The sequence below is a fragment of the Halomonas ventosae genome (assembly GCF_004361885.1).
GTDB classification, from domain to species: domain Bacteria; phylum Pseudomonadota; class Gammaproteobacteria; order Pseudomonadales; family Halomonadaceae; genus Halomonas; species Halomonas ventosae_C.
In genome coordinates, this window is the sequence record NZ_SNWH01000016.1 from 18,274 (window position 1) to 36,039 (window position 17,766).

A 17,766-nucleotide genomic window follows, 5' to 3' on the forward strand; every position below is an offset into this window, starting at 1 on the left:
GAACCTCCCTTAGTTAGCCGCCAGCTGCCGCTGGCGAGACGTTTTCAGCCGCTCGAGCTCAGTGGCAACGATGCGGCGGTAGCGGGCCGCCGGCTCTCCCCCAGCAGGACGGTGGTAGCGCCCGGCCGCCTGCACCCAGTCGCCAGTGGCATCGAAGTGGCCGCGCAGCAGGCGGGCCGCCTCCTCCAGGTTGGCGTAGGGATTCAGGGCATCACAGGGATGGGAAAAGCGCTTGCCGGCGCCGAACAGCTGCGGCTGCCAGCGCACGTTAAGCTGGGTGATCCCCACGTCTACGAGGCGGGTCTCCTCGAGAGCCAGCAGCAAGGCGTCGCAGGCGGCCTCGCGGGTCGCGAACTGGAAGCCCTCCCCCGCCACGTTCAGGGTCCAGGGCCAGGGCCGGCGCCCCACCTTCAAGCTGACTACCGATTCCGCCGTGGCCACTGCATAGAGCACTTCTGGCGGGACCTGGTGCAGGCTTGCGGCGTCGAAGTACGCAGGCGGTACTACGGTGGCATTCGCCAGCGATGACAACACCGCCAGGCTGCAGCCGAAGGCACAGCCCATCACCATGCGCCGATACGCTTTCAGCCCCCATATCGTCGCCCTCATCTCGGGTAGACCTGAGGCAGCGACCCCACGGCGATGCCACGCTCGGGGTCCGACTGTCCGTGATTCAGGGTAATGTCGCGTGCGCGCACGCGGTCGGCCGGCACACCCACACGTCGCGCCCAATCACGTATCACCGAATCGTCGCCGTCACTGTCGAGCACGAAGATGTCCATCTGCGTGCCCTGGGCCAACAGCTCGCGGACGGTGCTGTCACAACGCTCGCAGTCGTTCACTGCCACATGCACCGTCAAGCGCGCCTGAAGTGCACCTTCATCGGTGAAGTGAAAGGCATTGCGTGGCCTAAGCGTGAACTCATCCACCGGCATCTCGTTGGGGTAGAGGCGCTGCCAAGCCGCGTCATAGGCCCGCTGGAACGCCAGCTCGCGCTCGGTGCGGGCGCGCTCCACCTGTACCAGCAGCTCCGCATAGCGGCGGCGCTCCTCGGCGCTGCGCGCCTCTACGCCGAGTGCGGTGATGGGATCCAGGTTGGGCGACCAGACGCCCCGTGGCCCCTCCATCAGCGCCTCGTAGCGCTCCCAATCGCGCTCGGTCAGCCTCCAGGCTTCGGCCTGCTCCGTGCGCGTGCGAGTACGCTCGCTCTCGAGCATCCGCTGCGCCTCCTGAATCACGGCGGAGGCATCGGGGCGGCTCTCCGGGGTGGTCTGGGCAGCGGCCTGGCTGGCCAGCAGCGTCATGGCAAGGGTCATTGTCACAACCGGCAAGACAGCAGGTTTCTTGGTGATCATCGCGAGATCTCCGGTGGCCTCAAGGAATCTGGACGTCGACCGAACGGCCATGGCGACTGAAGACGGCATGAGTGCCTCGGATCCTCGTCAGTTCCCAGCCATCCTGACGATCCCCGACTCCCAGCAGATGGACATCACGCAGGCTGGACAGACCGTTGGGCGAAATGCCCACGTAGGGGCGCCCGCCCCGGGACTCGACGCCAGTAACCTGGAACGAGGGCGACGGCGGAGCCGCTGGCCGCGGCGCCTGGCGCGCAGGTGCCGGGCGTGACGCCGCCTGTTGGCTCTGCTCAAGGCGCTCCTCCAGCGTCTGGATCTGCTCGTTCTGGGCGGTAACGCGCAGGTTGAGCTCGCTATCCAGGTGGCTCAGCGCCTTGCCCAGCTCGGCCAGGCGGGGCTCAAGCGGATCCCGCTGTTCCAGCTGCGCCTGTGCGGCGGTGATGGCGGCGGCATTCTCCTGCTCTCGCTGCTCGGCTCGCTCGAGACGCTGATCCAGCTCCGCCAGGCGCTGCTCCAGTGCCGCCTGCTGCGATGCCACTCGGGCGAGTGCCTCCTCCAGCGGCACCACCGCCTGCTGCACCTGGGACTGCACCAGAGATTCCATTGGCACCTCCCCGGGCGTCGGCTTCAACAGCAGCGCCCCTGACACCACGGCGCCGGCCAGGCTGACCGCCAGCAGGCCGTAGAGGGCCTTCCTGCTGCCCTTCCCTGCCCCACGCTTGCGGCGATGCTGCGGCTCCGTCGGCTTGTGGTCGGGCGACAGCTCGGTAGGCTCACTCATCGCTCACCTCCGCCACCGCTGCAGCGCTCTCGTCACGGCTGTCGTCGCCGTGCCCCGGCGCATAGCGGATATCCCGCACCTGGTAGCAGACCTCTCTGGCCACCGGGTCGACCTCCAGCTCCCAGGCATCGCCGCCCAGCACCTGGAGGGCTTCGCGCAGCGGCATGGGGCCCAGCCGGTAGTGGGCCGCCGGCAGCGGCTTGCGATAGAGGGTGCGCTGGGCGGGACCGGGCGCGGGGCAGAGCGAAAAGCCGGTATGACGCAGGGTGTGATGCAGCGCATCTTCCACGGTAGTGGTCATGGATGCCGGAATATGCACGTCGATGGTCTGCTCCAGGAGGTAGCGCTGACCCAGTGAGGCCTGAGTGGCCACCAGCTGGTAACGCCCGGTGCGAATGACCTCGACGGAGGGCAGTTCGTCGCTGTAAATGTCCGGGGTCACGGCCTCGGTCGTCGGCGGGTTGGGGCCGGTGACCACGGCCCGATGCCGCTCGCCGTCTACGTCGAAGTACGGCAGCGAAAGCACCAGAGAGTCGGCGTTCGAGGGTTCGGGAGCCTGTTGCGGCTGATGCGCACAGCCCGCCAGCAGCGTAGTGGCGATCAGCGCAACGGTCGAGAGGGTGGAAAGGTTGAGCATGCGTTGCCTCAGGGAGTCCATTCAATGGCGTTGAGGCAGGAGGTTCTCGGGTTTGCGGGGGCGGGTCGATTGGAAAGCGTAATCAGGCGGGGAAAGGAAAAACGCCCCGGGGTGAGGCGTTCTTCGCAGGTTAGGAATCGTCAGTGCCGAGGCATGACGTGGCGGGGTCACTCCCCGCCAGGGTAGGGTCGATCGAAGCGCTGTGGATCAGTGCATGGCCGGCGAATCGAAGGAGCCGGCCGCTTCTCCCGCGTGGGCAGCGGCGTAGCCGTTGTCTGCTTCAGGCGGCTCCGCTGAGGCAGCGGATCTGACGTTGCTGGCACCTTGCTCGTCGCGGGGAGGCGCCTGGTAAACCATCTCGCCGTTCACCTTGATCCAGCTGATGAACAGCAGGCGGGCCTTGAGACTAACGCCGGTCTGGCCAGCCTTGTCGCCCTTGGAGTAGACGAAGGTGTCCGTCCAGAGGTCGCCCAGCTTGAAGCCCACCAGCACCTTGCGGCCCTGGTACACCGCCTGACGGCAGCGTTTGACGAGTACTTCGGCATCGCGGCCGCTGATTCGGCAGTCGAAGCGAGTGTAGCCCACATCGTCTGCGGGGCCATTCAGGGCCGCGATATCGCATGCCCAGAACGCTTCCCCACGCTTCGGTTTCACCTGCCGGATTCGGTTGAGGTAGCCCAGGCCGGTGATATGCAGGTCGAAGAAGCCAGTGGTGGCACTCTGGTGAGTGGTGGTCTTCATGTGTGTCTCCTCGGTGGATACAAATGAGCCCCAGGGAAACACTTCGCCCCCTCAGGGAAGTCGAATGGATTCCCCGATGGGCGGTAGATTCAGGCGTTGGCTCAGGTCATCAGCACGCAGTGGTGCCGAGAGCCGGCCAGAGTAGTTTTGCAGCAGTCGCAGGACGCCGTTGAGAACTCTTCGTCTCGCTCGCTATCGCCGACGACTATGTAACTCTCGTCGCGCTGCGCTGCCGCAATGGAGAGACGCACCTCCCGCTCGCGGGCGGCTGCGCTCTCTTCATCCAGGAAGTGATCCAGCCCGGTGGCATCGTCATTAGCGATGATCATCAGGCAGTCGGCGCAGACCATGAAGTGGTCGTCAACAATCGTGGCCATGGGGCATTCCTCCAGATTCCAGGGGTCCGCCCCCCTGGGGAGGCATCTCCCCGAATGGGTGGTAGCAGTGGCATCCAGCCCTGGCGGGCGGCCTCGTCTCGGGATGCTCGAGGCCTTGGGAAATGGCGTGCCGCCAAGCGGCGCACCCTTGAAACGCCTGGGTGCCTGGGGTGTCTCGGTTGGAGCCGGTCGAGACCACCGGGCCGCCAGCGGCGGCACTTGCACACTGGGAGGCTGCCCGTCAGCTCGGCAGCATCTCCTCGATATCCTCACTCGCAAGACGCGGCACGCCACGTCTTGGGATTGAAGACCATAGAGGGCATCAACAGGGTCGTCGCCGTATCGACAAGTATCAGGATGTCCGCCATGCAACTGGAGCCAAGGCATGTCCCTCGTTGCCATGCTTCGCTCACGGTGGCACCCGAATCTCTTCGCGGACGCATTCGGTCGATCAAGCACAGATCCCTGTACAAAGGGCTCCCGTTGGTGATGCGGCGGGCTCCGCAGAAGGGCAGGCGTTTCCAGCATGGAAACGTCAACCGGCCTGCCCACTACCCTGGATCAAGGTAGCCGGCAGGCCGGTCGTCGTATGAGATAGGTGGCCAACCAACCAAGCTGGCCTGGGACTAATGAACCTCGAACCCCGACTGTTGATGATGCAGTGTGAGCCGTATAGGCGGGATGGGGCGTACTCGTCTCGCGAGGTGCGAATACTTTGGGGGATTGAGCGTTGGCGCTCAAAGGGCGTTGCGTGATGACCGTCAGCAACCAACGGGGTACGGCTTCATTATTGAGCCTACCCCTCTTAGGGTCAAGATGATGACGCCTTGCGCCGGCTACCGACGTCTTTTCCTGGCGTCTTTCTCTTCGGCTGAGGCATCGTCACCGTGGACGCTCGCGCATGCTGCACCAGCTTCTCCACCATGCCGGCCTGACGGCCCATGAACTCCTGCAGCGCCCGGCGTCCTGCCGCAACGTCATCCAGCGCCTGCTCCCAGAGCGCCGTCATGCCGGGGTTGGTGATGACGGAAGGCAGCACATCGATCAGCTGCTGTCCGGTCGGCGTCGAGACCAGGGCACGCTTCTGCCGCTTGATGAAGCCCCGCTTCAGCAGCGTCTCGATGATACCCGCCCGCGTTGCCTCGGTGCCGATCCCGGCCGTCTCCTTGAGACGCACCTTCAGGCGCTCGTCGGTCACGAACCGAGCGGCATGCTTCATGGCAGCGATCAGGGTACCCTCGGTGAAGGGCTTGGGTGGTGTCGTCTGCTTGTCCAGCACTTCAAGCTGCCGGGCCTGGCAGCACTCCCCTTCGCTAAGCGACGGCAGCGGAGGCGCTTCCCGCTCCTCCTCACCCTCCTCTCCAACCGCCGCCCGGGGAAAGAGTTCGCGCCACCCTTCCACACGCACCTGCCGCCCTGAGGCCACAAACGCTTCGCCCTCCAGGTCCACTCGCAGATCGGTCCGATCATACTCGTGATCCGGCAGAAACTGGGCCAGGTAGTGGCGACGAATCAGGTCGTAGACGTTGCGCTCAGCATCATTCAGCTTGGTCAGGTCGCAGGCTGACGTCGGGATGATGCCGTGGTGTGCGGTAATCTTGCTGTCGTTCCAGACACGGCTCTTGCGGCTCGTGTCCAGGCGCTGGCGAAGCGCCGACAGCGCCTCGTCCGAGTGCAGAAGCAACGTCACGATGCGCTCGACATCCTCGTACTGCGACTCCGGCAGATACCGGCAGTCGGTTCGAGGGTAGCTGGTCGCCTTGTGGACTTCGTAGAGCGCCTGGGCGATATCCAGTACCTGCTGGGCACCGTAACCAAAGCGGCGCGAAGCCTCCTGCTGCAGCGATGACAGGTCCATCACCAGTGGCGCCGCCTCCTTCTTGCGGCTCGTCTCGAGGTGGCTGACACGCCCCTGCTGCCCGGTGACTCGCTGAGCCAGCGACCGGGCGGCTTCCTCGCTGATGCAGCGCCCCACGGCGTCGTGGATCGAGGCATCACTCGGCCGCCACTTCGCCTGAAAGGTCCCGCTCGACGCCTGCAGATGCGCCACGACTTCCCAGAAGGGCTGGGGAACGAAGTTGGCAATCTCCCGGTCGCGATCCACAACCAGGCGCAGTGCAGGCGTCTGCACACGTCCCACCGAGAGTATTCCCTGATGGCCCTGTCGCTGGGCCAGTACCGTATAGGCCCGGGTCAGGTTCATCCCGACCAGCCAATCGGCCCGGCTACGCCCAAGGCCAGCCAGATATAGCGGGTAAGTCGCCTCGCCGGGCCTGATGCCGGCCAGGGCCTTGCGGATCGAGGCATCATCCAGGGCCGAGAGCCACAAGCGGGTGACCTTCCCCCGATAGCCGCAGTGATCCAAGATTTCGCGGGCGATGGTTTCCCCTTCCCGGTCGGCATCGGTGGCCACTACCACCTCGGTCGCCTGGCCCAGCAGCTTCTTCACCACCCCGAACTGCTTGCGGCCGCTCTTCTTGATCTCCATCTTCCAAGTCGAAGGCAGAATCGGCAGCGCCTCCAGCGACCAGCGCTTGAGCGCCTGGTCGTACTGCTCCGGCGGGGCCTGCTCGAGCAGATGCCCGAACCCCCAGGTCACGACACACCCCTCGCCCTTCAGAAAGCCCTCGCTGCGCTGGCCGGCACCGATCACGCGGGCAATATCTCGGGCCTGCGAAGGCTTCTCGCATAGGAATAGACGCACCGGCTCAACTCCCTCATGAATTTGAAGGCAGCATGGCAAGGCGATGGGTGCAAACGAAGAGAGAAAGGGAACGTCGGCAACGAGGCTTTGCGATAACGGAACGCCCTGCGGAAACGCTGCTCGAGAGCCGCGCTCATGGCACCACCCTAGTGCCCGGCATTGGGTTGAACGTACCGGCGTTCTCGGAGACCCGTTGGTTTGCGTCAGGCTACCAGCCCGTGGGGCGGGGATTAGCCCGCTGAGCCAACTCTCTCATTGACTCGATGGCCGGCGCGATAGATTCAGCGAGGAGATATGGCGTCTGAACAGGGTCGCGAGCCGCTCGGCACCGGGGTGGAGGGGCACGCCGCGCAGCTTGAGCAGGCCGATAGTATAGGCCGGAAAGGTGGCCAGGGTGTCGAAGCAGGCCAACCCACGGCCGGAAAGCGGATCGTCGACAAAGAACCGCGGGCCGAAGCCGATCAGATCAGTGCGTCGCATCAGCTCGACCATCATGATTGGAGAATCGCACTTTACCACTCGCTGCGAGATCGAGATGTCTTGAGCCTCGAGCCAGTCGATCAGCCGCTGTGCCGAGCTGCCGACCGCCAGGTTCAGCACCCAGCGCGCCTCAGCCATCTGCGACCAGTCGGTGGCACCCAGCAATGCGTGACCTTCACGCGCCATGGGTTCCGAGAGCAGCTCGGTCAGCGGTTCGAAGGTGATCTCGTGGGGTAGCTGATCCGCCTCGGCCACGGCGATGGCGAAGTCGATGCGTCCCTCCATTAGGCCCGGTAGCACCGTGCTCATCATGCCTTCCTCCAGGCTGAGGCTAGCATCAGGCTGCTCGCGCTCGAACTCCCGAAGGACGGCGGGCAGAGACGTGGTCGCGATTGCGGTGGTCACCGCCACCGTGACCTGCAAGCCCGAGCCGCCTCGCAGCCAACGTATTTCGTCCCTGGCCTTGTCCAGGGTGGAGAACGCCAGGCGCGCCCGTTTCAGTAGCACCTTGCCCGACGGTGTGAACTCGACGCCGCGGTAGCTGCGTATCAGCAGCTCCGATCCAAGGTCGGCCTCCAGTTCGCGCAGCGCGCGGGTCAGGGCGCTCTGACTCAGGTGCAGCGCCCTGGCGGCTCCTCGAATCGACCCTTCTTCGGCCACCTTCAGCAGGGCCCTCAAATGGTGATTTTTCATCTCAAGTGAACACCTATGCGTGTCATCAAGTAGATTTTATCGTCTTTTCGATATCAGTCACCACTGACAACATCGGTTTTATTGACGCAAATTCCAATGCTAAGAGGCGAAGCCGATGACAGCCCATTCGACGATCACGCCAGATATCGACCAGATGCAGGCCTGCCGCCGCCATATCCATCAGCACCCTGAGCTCGGTTTCGAGGAGTTTGCCACCAGCCAGCTAGTGGCAGAGCGGCTGGAGGAGTGGGGCTATGAGGTTCACACCGGCATCGCCACTACCGGCGTGGTCGGCGTGCTGCGCTGGGGCGACAATTCGGGCCCGCGACTCGGCCTGCGCGCCGATATGGATGCCCTGCCCATCCAGGAGGAGACGGGCTTGCCCTGGGCCAGCCAGGTACCCGGCAAGATGCACGCCTGCGGCCATGACGGCCACACCGCCATCCTACTGGGTGCTGCCGAGGCCCTGGCCCGCCAGCATCGCGAGCAGGGGCTGCCCGGCAGCGGCACCCTGAACCTGATCTTCCAGCCCGCTGAGGAGCTGGGTGGCGGCGGCGGCGCCAAGTGCATGATCGAAGACGGCCTCTTCGAGCGCTTCCCCTGCGACGCCCTCTTTGCGCTACACAACTTCCCCGGCAAGCCCGTGGGCCACCTGTGTTTCCGGGAGGGTGCCTTCATGGCTTCCTCGGACACGGTCACGCTGACCTTCATTGGCAAGGGCGGCCACGGGGCCCTGCCGCAGCTGGCCGCCGACCCCACTCTGCCAGCGGCTGCCACCGTGCTGGCACTGCAGAGCATCGTCGGGCGCAACGTCGATCCCAACCTCGTCTCTGTGATCAGCGTAGGTCGGATGCAGGCCGGCACCAGCGCCAACATCATTCCCAACAGCGCTGAGCTAGAACTCAGCGTGCGTACCCTGGACCCCGAGGTACGCGATACCCTGGAGCGCCGCATTCACACCCTGGCCGAGTCCCAGGCAGAGTCCTTCGACTGCCGCTGCGAGATCGACTACGTGCGCGGATATCCCGTGCTGATTAACGCCCCGGCCGAGACCCAGCTTGCCATCGACACCGCCCGAGAGATGTTCGGCGACGAGCGAGTCGAAGCGCCCACCGCGCCTCTTACCGGCAGCGAGGACTGCGCCTACTTCCTCGAGGAGGTGCCTGGCTGCTACTTCATCGTCGGCAACGGCGATAACGGCCACGACGAAGGGCTGCCCCTGGGACCATGCAGCGTGCACAACCCGCACTACGACTTCAACGATGACTGCATGGGACCCGCCGCCACCTTCGTGATGGGCCTGGTGTCCCGCTACTTCTCACAGGGGACTTCCCGCTCCGAGTGATCCACAACCCACGACAACTCCAACGAGATCGCATAGCGATCCAAAGGGTGACCATGAGCCAACAACAGTCCGATGACCGCAAGCCTGCCGCTTCCCGCAAACGTCAGTGGTTCCGAGAGTTTCCAGACCCCATGGTCCTGATCTTCATGGTGCTGGTGGTCGTCTATGCGATGACCTTCTTCGTGCCCGCCGGCGAATTCGCGCGGGAAGTGGTGAATGGCCGGAGCAGGGTAATTCCAGGCTCCTTCGAGTACCTGTCCGATATTGCCAATTTGCACTTCTTCCGTGTCTTCGTGGCCATTCCCGAGGGCATGATCAACGCCGCCCAGTTCCTGTTCATCGTGTTCATCGCCGGCGGACTCTTCCACATCCTCAAGGGCACCGGGGCGCTGGAAAACGCCATAGGCATTGCTGCCTACAGGATGGGCGCGGGCAACAGCATCAAAAGCCGCAACCTGATTATCACCGCAGGCACCTTCATCTATGGCTTCTTTGGCATGGCCGTAGGCGCCGAGAACAACATTGCCCTGGTGCCCGTCGGTGTGCTGATCGCCGCGGCCATCGGCTGCTCGCGCCTGGTCGGTGTGACCATGGCCGTGGGCGGTATCGCCATCGGCTTTGCGCTTTCTCCCATCAACCCCTACACCGTGGGGGTGGCACAGAGCATTGGCGAACTGCCGCTGTTTTCCGGCTGGTGGCTGCGCAGCCTGATGATGCTGACCTGCCTGGCGACGCTTGCCGCCTATATCTGCCTGCGCGTGGTCAACATCGAGTTCAAGGACGACCAACCGGTGGAGATGAGTCGGAAGCTCAAGGACTACGCCCTGTCGCGCAACAACCTTGCCGTCCTCGGCATCTTCCTGGCCGGCCTGGTGATCATGCTCTTCGGCGTCTTCACCCGCGGCTGGTACATCAAGGAGATCGCCGGCAACTTCCTGCTCATGGCCATCCTGATCGGGCTGGCCAGCGGTCTCAGCGCCAATCAATTGGTACAGCGGATGATGGAGGGCGCCTCCTCCGTGACCGCCGGGGCGCTGGTGATTGGCCTTGCCGCTTCGATCCAGGTCATCCTCAGCGATGCCCACATCATCGACACTATTGTTCACTCGCTGAGCGCCATCGTGGGGGACATGCCGGTGGCACTGGCCGCGGTGGTGGCCAGCGTCATCCAGGGTGTGATCAACCTGTTCATCCCCAGTGGCTCGGCCCAGGCGCTAGTGACCATGCCGATCCTAATCCCGCTGGCCGACCTCGTTGACATGAGCCGGCAGCTGATGATTACTGCCTTCCAGGTGGGCGACGGGCTGACCAACCTGTTCACTCCTACTGCCGGTGGCATCCTGGCCATGCTGGCCCTGGGCCGTGTTTCCTATGCCCAGTGGCTGCCCGTGATCCTGCCGATCATGGTGCCACTCTACGCCATGTGCTGGATTGCCCTGATCGTGGCTCACTACATCGGTTACTGAGGCCATGCAATTTCTTGCCGACGCCGACCTCTCGCTTTCCCAGGCCCTTCGGGATATTCACCGGCGGGCCGTGGAGCAGCCTATCGAGGGCCGGGTAGCCGACTACATCCCAGCCCTGGCCACGGTCGACCCTATACGCTGCGGCATCGCCTTCGCCACCCTGGATGGGGAGGTCCATACCGCCGGCGATGCCGAGCTTCCCTTCTCGATCCAGAGCATCTCCAAGGTGTTCGGTCTGGTGCTGGCGATGCAGCGGATGGGCGACGGTCTGTGGCGCCGGGTCGGCATGGAGCCATCCGGTCAGCCGTTCAACTCCATCGTCCAACTGGAGTGGGAGCACGGTATTCCCCGTAATCCCTTCATCAATGCCGGCGCCATTCTGGTGGCCGATACCCTGGTCTCGCATTTTTCGTCCTCTCGCCAGGCCTTTCTTAGCTTCGTGAGACGCCTGGCAGGCAGCGAGTACTGCGACGTAAATGACGAGGTGCTGGCCTCGGAAACCCGCCACGGCAGCCGCAACGCCGCCCTGGCTTACCTGATGAAGAGCTTCGGCAACCTCGAGGCCGAGGTGGACGAGGTGCTGGCCCACTACTTCTTCCAGTGCTCGGTGGAGATGAGCTGCAAGGAGCTGGCCACCAGCCTACTGTTCCTCGCCAACCAAGGTATGCATCCGATCACCGGCGAAAAGGTAACCTCGCCGCGCGATGCCCATCGCGTCAATGCCATCCTTTCCACTAGCGGTATGTACGACCAGTCCGGCCAGTTCGCCTTTGCTGTGGGTCTGCCAGCCAAGAGCGGCGTCGGCGGCGGCATCGTGGCCATCGTGCCGGGCCATGGCGTTATCGCCGCCTGGAGCCCGCCCCTCAACAGGCATGGCAACTCCACCCGCGGGCTCTCGATGATCACCGAGCTGGCGAGCCGTCTGGGGCTGTCGATCTTCTAATCACACAATTAGGGCCAGCGCATATAGAGACTGATTTTCACTGCAGGCCAAAGTGGATCACTCGGGCCGCCTTGCGCGAGTGAATATATGCTCAGTCTTACGAAAGTTCGGATCAGCGAGACCAGCATCTGCCGACCTGGCTGCATTAGTACAACTGGGATCGTCCGCATATCAGATCGAATTATCGGCCTCTGGTCAGTCAGCTGGGCTTTTCCGTGAACCAACTGGTGGCTTTACACAGCTAGCTCCCTGAGCCTTCCTGGCGCTCCTCCGGGGTGCTGGCATGTTGCTCCACAAGCTGCTGATGGCTATGAGGGGCATCCATGATTACCTGAGCCACCCGGTGAGGTAAGATAGCGACCCGGTCTGCCTGCACCTTGAACGCCGTGCGCGTCTCGCCGTTCTGCTCCCAGCTGTCCTGAACCATCTTGCCCACTACTACAATCCGCATGCCCCGCTGGTACAGTCGCGACCAGCGCTCGGCATCACGGTGCCACCACTCCACATCGGCCCAGAAGCCACCACGATCCACGATCTCTCCGTCCTTGGGGACCAGGTTATCGAATCGCACATTGAGCCTGAGCAGCGTGCGGGGCGGCTGGTTCTCACGCACGGGGAAGGTCCGCACCTCCGGATCGCTGCCGATATTCCCCTCACCGTAGAAGCGTGTGCCCATAAGTCTCCTCCTTGGTCGTTATCGCTGAAATGAGACGGCATGCTCGATATCGGCCAGCGCCTTGCCGATTCGCTTGATCGACCAGTTGATCGTGGCCGCCTTGGCATTGAACACGCAGCGCTGCACCTCGAGATCGATGACGGACTGCCGCATCGCCTCGGATATGTCGTCGCGAGCCAGGAACGTTTCCAGCAGCCAAAGCCCCATGCTTCTCTGCCTGTTATCGCGCCACTGCAGTGTTCTGGCAGGGACGCCTGATTTACCCCATGGGGTCAGCCAGAGGTCGGTCGACTTCAGCAAGCCCCCATTCGCCTGCGAGGCTATATCGATCGCCTCTTGCCGCGCCGCTCTTGCTGACTCCTCCAGCTCGTCACGGAGCCGAATCAGCTCCCCCTTACCCTTAAAGGGTTTTAAAAAACCCTTTGCGTAGCTGTTGAATGCGTCGTTGCCATAGCTATTCGATGCGGTATCCAAACTGCCCCCTCACGCACTTGCCGTGATGCCACTGGCATCACCTCGAAGCCCCCTCCTGAACCTCCGCCCAAATGATTCCAGTGGAATCACCCCCAGAGCCCCTTCGGCACCGCCGCCCAAGTGATGCCACTGGCATCACCTCGAAGCCCCCTCCTGAACCTCCGCCCAAGTGATTCCAGTGGAATCACCCCCAGAGCCCCCTTCGGCACCGCCGCCCAAGTGATGCCACTGGCATCACCTCGAAGTCCTCCTCGGCACCGCCGCCCAAGTGATTCCAGTGGAATCACCCCGGAGACCTCATCGGCACCACAGCCCAGGTGATTCCACTGGAATCACCCTCGGAGCTCTCCCCGGCACCGCCGATCAAGTGATTCCAGTGGAATCAGGTCGAGGGAGCGTCTCCTGGCTCCCCAGCGGAAGGCGGTGAGTCTCCTTTCGACTCGCCGTCGCTGCCGGCCCTCGCGGCCTCAGCCGGCTTGGCAATCGGCGGTGCAAACTCGCTGCGCCGTTTGCCGGAGAGCACATCGTCAGGCAGTGCACCGAACTTCTCGATGGCATTTCGGGCCTTGGCATTGTTGGCGGCAAAGTCGTCCCGGGTGGCGCCGCTGAAGCCGGGGTACTTCTGAGTGCTCGCGCAAAGGCTGCGCAGGAGGTGACCACCCACCCGGACGTACTCCTCCATCTGTCGACGGCCAATCAGGGCGATATGGTGGGCAAGCATGACGCGCCTGACGAAGCGGTCGAAGTCGATCAGCAGGCGCAGGGCGAGCCAGCCGTGCTGACCGCCGGTATAGACGGGAATCTTGAGGGGCTGCTGGTTGAGGTTCTCTTCCACGTCCAGCTCTGGCGGCAGCTGAGCCAGCAGGCCATCCAGCTCCTGGAGGCGCTGATCCAGCTGAGTTCGCGTCTCGGCAAGCTTGGCATCCAGCTGCAGCAGCCAGTGATCCGCGTATGGGTCATCCTTGGCGGCGTTCTGCTTGATCGCGCCGCAGATCAGCAGGAACTGCCGCATACCGATTATCTGCGGACGTCCTGTCTCGACGCCTCGTCCCTTCCAGATCCGTGCGGCGTGGTGGGTATGAAGCGTCAGCTCGATCTTGCTGCGCAGTGCTCCCAAGCGATCAACGGCCATGTCGCGTTGCCCTCATGCTGATGTGTGTCCGCGGTACGGCAGGCACTGTCAATCAGTTGATGTGGGCAAGACAGGGGAATCGTTAATGGCCGCTGAGTGGGTTTTCCCCGCCTTATGGCCACAAACCCAGCGAGCGCAGACACTGCTCTCGGGCTGCTTGGGCTACCTCGGGCGAGGTGGTACTCGGCTCGGTACTCGACGGCTCCGCTGTCTGGTAAGAGGACGGTGACACGCTTCGAGCTGCCGGCCGCTTGGTGGCAGGGGGAATCCCCTGTGGTGCCCTTCCCGCCCGACGCTCCGCCTGAGCCTGGGCATAGCCGGTCGCCACGAACTCGCCGCCGATGGCTCGCTTGATCAGCCCTCGCAGGAAGCCCTTGGGGTTTCGCACCGAGCCACCGCTCATGCGCCCTGCCGCTTCGTCGAGAATCGCCTGCTGGGTGTCTCCGGCCAGGTCCGCCATGAGGAGCTGAGTGGCCTGACGCTCGCTCTCATCCATCGCGAGACATGCCGGCCAGTGCAGGTTCACGGCTGGGTTACCTGTAGGTTTTACACAGTGTGAAGTACGTACTGTACGGGAAGAACTGCCCGAGTTTTCATCGAGAACCGCCTCGACAGCCCGGTAAGCCTTTGATTCCATACTTAGTTCTCTCTGGAAACCAGGGGAGTTCTCTCGGCGCACTCGGCCGGGTTCTCGCTGAGAACTCGGCTGCCTGCCCTGGTTCTTCTGGTCAGTCACGGTAGAGAACTGGGCAGCGTCATGCCTGTCAGGCGACCGGCGCTGGGCCTGCCTGGGCCGAGAGGCCATGGTATCGAGACGCGTCGGCAGCTCATGCAGGGCTCCCGCCTCCTGGAGCTCCTCGAGCACCATGGCAGCAACGGCCTTGACCACCTTGTTCTGGTGATCCAGGCAGCGACACACATACTCCACGTAGTCGGCATCCAGCACCGAAGCTTCCGCGGGCGAGAGCGGCTCGTCGTGCAGGATATAGACGTTGCCGATAATGCGGCCGTTCTGCGCGTTGCGCGCCCGGTGCCCGAGGCTGACCCATCGGGTCAGGCGAAGCACAGCGATAACGCGGGCGACCGTGGCCCTCGACGCCTTCTGGCCCGGCGCCCCCCGCAGCAAGGGCTGCAGCTCGTCGTAGGTCGGCACCGCGGTGGTTCGGTCCGGATTGACCAGCATGCGCATCATCTGCCAGCCAAGCTTGTCGACGTGCCCGAGGCGCGGATCCAGCAGCAACGACCGCGGCACGGTCTCATGGGGGTTCCCGAAGAACAGCAGGCCATCGAGGCCCGAGGATGCGGCTTCTCCAGACTGCCCAACCTCACCGTTCACAACGGAGGACGCCGGGGACTCGCCCCGGCGCTGGGTCAGCTCGGAAGCCGCCTGGCCAATCAGGCGATCCAGCCCCTTCCGAGTGGCATCGCGTAACTGCACCATCACCACTCTCCTTCAGGTGACGCCCACTCTTCGGCCGGCGGCGCCGTGCGCGGTTGGCCGGGGTCGACCCACTGCTTGACCAGGTGCCACACCACCGCCAGCGGGATATCGGTCTCCTCGGCGAGGGTCACCATACCCTGCAGGTCATCGGTCGCCTTGGGATCCAGGGCAATATGCTGCCAGCGCTCCCAGGCATCGTGCTCAGCCTGCTCCGACGGCATCGCCAGCCGCCCCTGGCGAGGTGCGATGCCCAATAGCTGACGGCGCGTCGAGCAGTCGTTGCCGGTCAGCCCGAAGAAGGCGCCCATCATGCTGACGCTGGCCCCCAGCCTCAGGCAGCGGTCAATCAGGGTCTCACGGTCCTGATCACGATCGATGCGCGCCAGGACGCCGCGCAGTGCGGCATGATCCACCGAGAAGCGCGCTACCACTGGTCCTGCGCAGGCCAGCGAGTCGATATCGCTCGCTCTCAGTCGCCGCAGGGTGCGCAGCTCATCCTCACTGAAGCCGAGGGCCAGCGCACGGCGCATATTGCCCTCACGAAGAAACCCCATGACCTGGCTGAGCAGCGCCTGATTCAGGTTGGCGGATGAAGAGCTCATGACTGGGCCTCCTGTTGTTCCTGCAGGTGTTCACGAAGGCGGCGAATCAGCCGCACCAGACGGAAGAAACGAAGCAGTACCGCGTCGTCCCAGGCGTTCTCAGCGCCCTCTTCCCGATGAGTACCCAGCAACGCTCCCCACAGGGTGGCATCGGCGGGGTACTCGGGATTGAGCTCGCCGCGCAGGCTGGCCAGCGCCTGCCAGGCGAAGCGGGCACGGCGGTCGGCCGACTCGGGCAGCGGGTTGAGGTCGAAACCGATGCCATCGTCATCGGCGATCACCACGTCGCTGCCGCCGAAGCCGCCCCAGCGGGCGATGACCTGCACCAGTTCACGGATACGAATACGCAGTGAGCGAGGCTCATCCTCGACGCCTTCGATAAACCAGACGTCGGCAATGGGCGGGGTGGTCTCACCGGAGAGCACCGGTGCTGCCAGGGGGGCCAGCTGCTCGAAGTCGAAGCTGGGCACGCCGAGCTCGCTGGCCAGGTGGTGACGGTAGCCGCGCTTCCCTGGAGTCTCTTCCCAGCGGGACTGGGTCAGCCCTTCAAGGCGGGCAGCACGCTCGGCCTCCGTCCGCGCTGCGCCCTCTGGCCAGTCACCCTCCTCTTCTGCGGGTGCAACCATGGGCCCTGGGTCAGCCTCCGATGCCGACTCGCTGAATACCGGCACCGAGGGAGACGGTGACTCGTTCAGCTGCTGCTTTTCGCGCTCCAGCGCGGCTACTTGCTCACGTAGCCGAAGCAGCTCGGTGCTCTCTGCTCTCTCATCGTCGGTAGGCGCGTCTCTGCTGAGGGTCCGAGGCGATGGCAGCTGCTCGGCCTGGGGGGCGGATTGAGGCTGAGATTGAGGTTCACGGTCAGGATCTGAAGCGGGCACCTTCAACACCGGCGCACCGCCCGTGGCGGGCTCGGGCAGCGGTGGATAGAGCGAGGGTGGCTGGGCGTTAGGGTCGCGCATCTGCTGCAGCTCCACGTCCAGGGCTTCGAAGGCCTGATGCTCTTCCAGGTCCCAGCGTCGCTTGCGGTAGGTGACGATGTTATCGAGGGTCAGCTCGCAGACGTTGAAGTGCACTCCGGTGTGGTCCGCTAGCATGCCGCACAGCCGGTCCACCACTATGCTCCAGTTCATCTCGGTCTGGCCCTCATCATCGAACCAGGCCATGGTCTGGTGCCAGGCCTCGCCAAAGCCCTCGGGCGTGACCTCCTCGGTGCAGCGCTCCCAGAGCAGCCGGCAGGCTTCACGGTAGCTGATCAACTTCTCGACCTGTGGCCGGCCAAGGCCGCTGTAGAGGGTGTTGGGCAGGGTAGGCAGCAGGTGCTCGACAGTGTAGAGCATCTTGCTGATATGGCTCTGAGCAACCTGGTAGCCGTCCTCGGCCAGACGCTTGATCAGTTCCCGCTGCGAGAGCGTGTTGCCGCTCTCCTCTTCATACATTGCCCTGGCGTCCACCACACCCTTGGCGCGCTCGATCCAGAGCAGCTGGCCGCGGTTGTCGTTCTCGCTGAGGTGTCCCGTCAGCATCTTCACTTCCGACTGCCAGGGTCGGTACAGGGCATAGAAGGCATGGAAGCGCGACTCACCGGTCTCTTCATAGAGCTCGCGCAGGATCTGCAGGCGGGTATTGCCACCGTCGCAGATGGTGTAGTGCTTCTCGCCCGGCCGTTGGGTGACCGGGGGCTTGTGCTTGAGGCCCGCGGCACGGATCGACGCCTTGATCTCCTCGTACTTGGGGTTCTGGACCTGCCGGGGGTTGTGCTCGTAGGGCTTGAGCACGTCCAGGGTGACCCAGACGGCCATCTCCTGATCGGGCGGAGTCACTGCATCCACAGGCTGCCCCTGACGCTTGGGGCCGGGCTGCATCAGGCGCTCGCGAAGCTGCTGGTCGGTCGGGCGTTTCATCGGCGGTATTCCTCGGTG

17 protein-coding genes are annotated in these 17,766 nt (G+C 64.0%); 3 read left to right on the plus strand and 14 right to left on the minus strand.

The genetic code is table 11. The annotated features are described in order from the left end of the window. Nucleotides 1–9: 9 nt before the first annotated feature. From DFO68_RS11655 to DFO68_RS11690, 8 genes are all read right to left on the minus strand, one after another. Nucleotides 10–609: a transglycosylase SLT domain-containing protein gene (locus tag DFO68_RS11655; protein WP_208107416.1), complete on the minus strand. Its 600-nt coding sequence runs from the start codon at nt 607–609 to the stop codon at nt 10–12. After that, the gene (locus tag DFO68_RS11660; RefSeq protein WP_243726503.1) at nt 606–1,322 is read right to left on the minus strand and encodes a TIGR03759 family integrating conjugative element protein; all 717 of its coding nucleotides are present in this window, start codon (nt 1,320–1,322) and stop codon (nt 606–608) included. The genes DFO68_RS11655 and DFO68_RS11660 overlap by 4 nt, the downstream gene beginning before the upstream one ends. 52 nt (nt 1,323–1,374) lie before the next feature. Then, the gene (locus tag DFO68_RS11665) at nt 1,375–2,136 is read right to left on the minus strand and encodes a hypothetical protein (RefSeq protein ID WP_133483814.1); all 762 of its coding nucleotides are present in this window, start codon (nt 2,134–2,136) and stop codon (nt 1,375–1,377) included. Then, nucleotides 2,129–2,773: a PilL N-terminal domain-containing protein gene (locus DFO68_RS11670; protein ID WP_166637565.1), complete on the minus strand. Its 645-nt coding sequence runs from the start codon at nt 2,771–2,773 to the stop codon at nt 2,129–2,131. The genes DFO68_RS11665 and DFO68_RS11670 overlap by 8 nt, the downstream gene beginning before the upstream one ends. Nucleotides 2,774–2,980: 207 nt before the next feature. Beyond that, on the minus strand, nt 2,981–3,514 hold the full coding sequence (locus DFO68_RS11675) for an STY4534 family ICE replication protein (RefSeq protein ID WP_133483816.1): 534 nt from the start codon (nt 3,512–3,514) through the stop codon (nt 2,981–2,983). A 101-nt stretch (nt 3,515–3,615) separates the two neighbouring features. Continuing rightward, the gene (locus DFO68_RS11680) at nt 3,616–3,891 is read right to left on the minus strand and encodes a hypothetical protein (RefSeq protein ID WP_133483817.1); all 276 of its coding nucleotides are present in this window, start codon (nt 3,889–3,891) and stop codon (nt 3,616–3,618) included. An 811-nt stretch (nt 3,892–4,702) separates the two neighbouring features. Beyond that, a complete protein-coding gene (locus DFO68_RS11685) occupies nt 4,703–6,595 on the minus strand; it encodes a DNA topoisomerase III (RefSeq protein ID WP_133483818.1) in 1,893 nt (630 codons plus the stop codon). 252 nt (nt 6,596–6,847) lie between these two features. Beyond that, nucleotides 6,848–7,768, minus strand: coding sequence for a LysR substrate-binding domain-containing protein (locus tag DFO68_RS11690; RefSeq protein ID WP_133483819.1), 921 nt, complete (start codon nt 7,766–7,768; stop codon nt 6,848–6,850). Between the two features lie 115 nt (nt 7,769–7,883). Here DFO68_RS11690 and DFO68_RS11695 point away from each other — a divergent pair, with 115 nt between their 5' ends. The 3 genes from DFO68_RS11695 to DFO68_RS11705 are packed head-to-tail and all read left to right on the plus strand — an operon-like array spanning nt 7,884 to nt 11,522. Continuing rightward, entirely contained in the window at nt 7,884–9,113 is a 1,230-nt protein-coding gene (locus DFO68_RS11695) for a M20 aminoacylase family protein (protein ID WP_133483820.1), read from the plus strand. A 53-nt stretch (nt 9,114–9,166) separates the two neighbouring features. Further along, nucleotides 9,167–10,579 carry a YfcC family protein gene (locus tag DFO68_RS11700; RefSeq protein ID WP_243726502.1) on the plus strand — a complete coding sequence of 471 codons (1,413 nt, stop codon included), beginning with the start codon at nt 9,167–9,169 and terminating at the stop codon, nt 10,577–10,579. Nucleotides 10,580–10,583: 4 nt separating this feature from the next. After that, nucleotides 10,584–11,522: a glutaminase gene (locus DFO68_RS11705; RefSeq protein ID WP_133483821.1), complete on the plus strand. Its 939-nt coding sequence runs from the start codon at nt 10,584–10,586 to the stop codon at nt 11,520–11,522. 241 nt (nt 11,523–11,763) lie between these two features. On the opposite strand, the gene DFO68_RS11710 is transcribed toward DFO68_RS11705, so the two are convergent. The 6 genes from DFO68_RS11710 to DFO68_RS11735 all read right to left on the minus strand — a co-directional run bounded on the left by DFO68_RS11710 (nt 11,764) and on the right by DFO68_RS11735 (nt 17,748). Then, on the minus strand, nt 11,764–12,198 hold the full coding sequence (locus tag DFO68_RS11710; RefSeq protein WP_133483822.1) for a single-stranded DNA-binding protein: 435 nt from the start codon (nt 12,196–12,198) through the stop codon (nt 11,764–11,766). 18 nt (nt 12,199–12,216) lie between these two features. After that, entirely contained in the window at nt 12,217–12,672 is a 456-nt protein-coding gene (locus tag DFO68_RS11715) for a DUF3158 family protein (protein WP_096654986.1), read from the minus strand. A 382-nt stretch (nt 12,673–13,054) separates the two neighbouring features. Next, entirely contained in the window at nt 13,055–13,804 is a 750-nt protein-coding gene (locus tag DFO68_RS11720) for a PFL_4669 family integrating conjugative element protein (RefSeq protein ID WP_133483823.1), read from the minus strand. A gap of 112 nt (nt 13,805–13,916) precedes the next feature. Further along, nucleotides 13,917–15,245 carry an STY4528 family pathogenicity island replication protein gene (locus DFO68_RS11725; RefSeq protein ID WP_133483824.1) on the minus strand — a complete coding sequence of 443 codons (1,329 nt, stop codon included), beginning with the start codon at nt 15,243–15,245 and terminating at the stop codon, nt 13,917–13,919. Further along, complete coding sequence (locus DFO68_RS11730) at nt 15,245–15,847, minus strand: DUF2857 domain-containing protein (protein WP_133483825.1); 603 nt, start codon at nt 15,845–15,847, stop codon at nt 15,245–15,247. Before DFO68_RS11730 ends, DFO68_RS11725 begins: the two co-directional genes overlap by 1 nt. Beyond that, nucleotides 15,844–17,748, minus strand: coding sequence for a ParB family protein (locus tag DFO68_RS11735; RefSeq protein ID WP_133483826.1), 1,905 nt, complete (start codon nt 17,746–17,748; stop codon nt 15,844–15,846). The genes DFO68_RS11730 and DFO68_RS11735 overlap by 4 nt, the downstream gene beginning before the upstream one ends. Nucleotides 17,749–17,766: the final 18 nt, after the last annotated feature.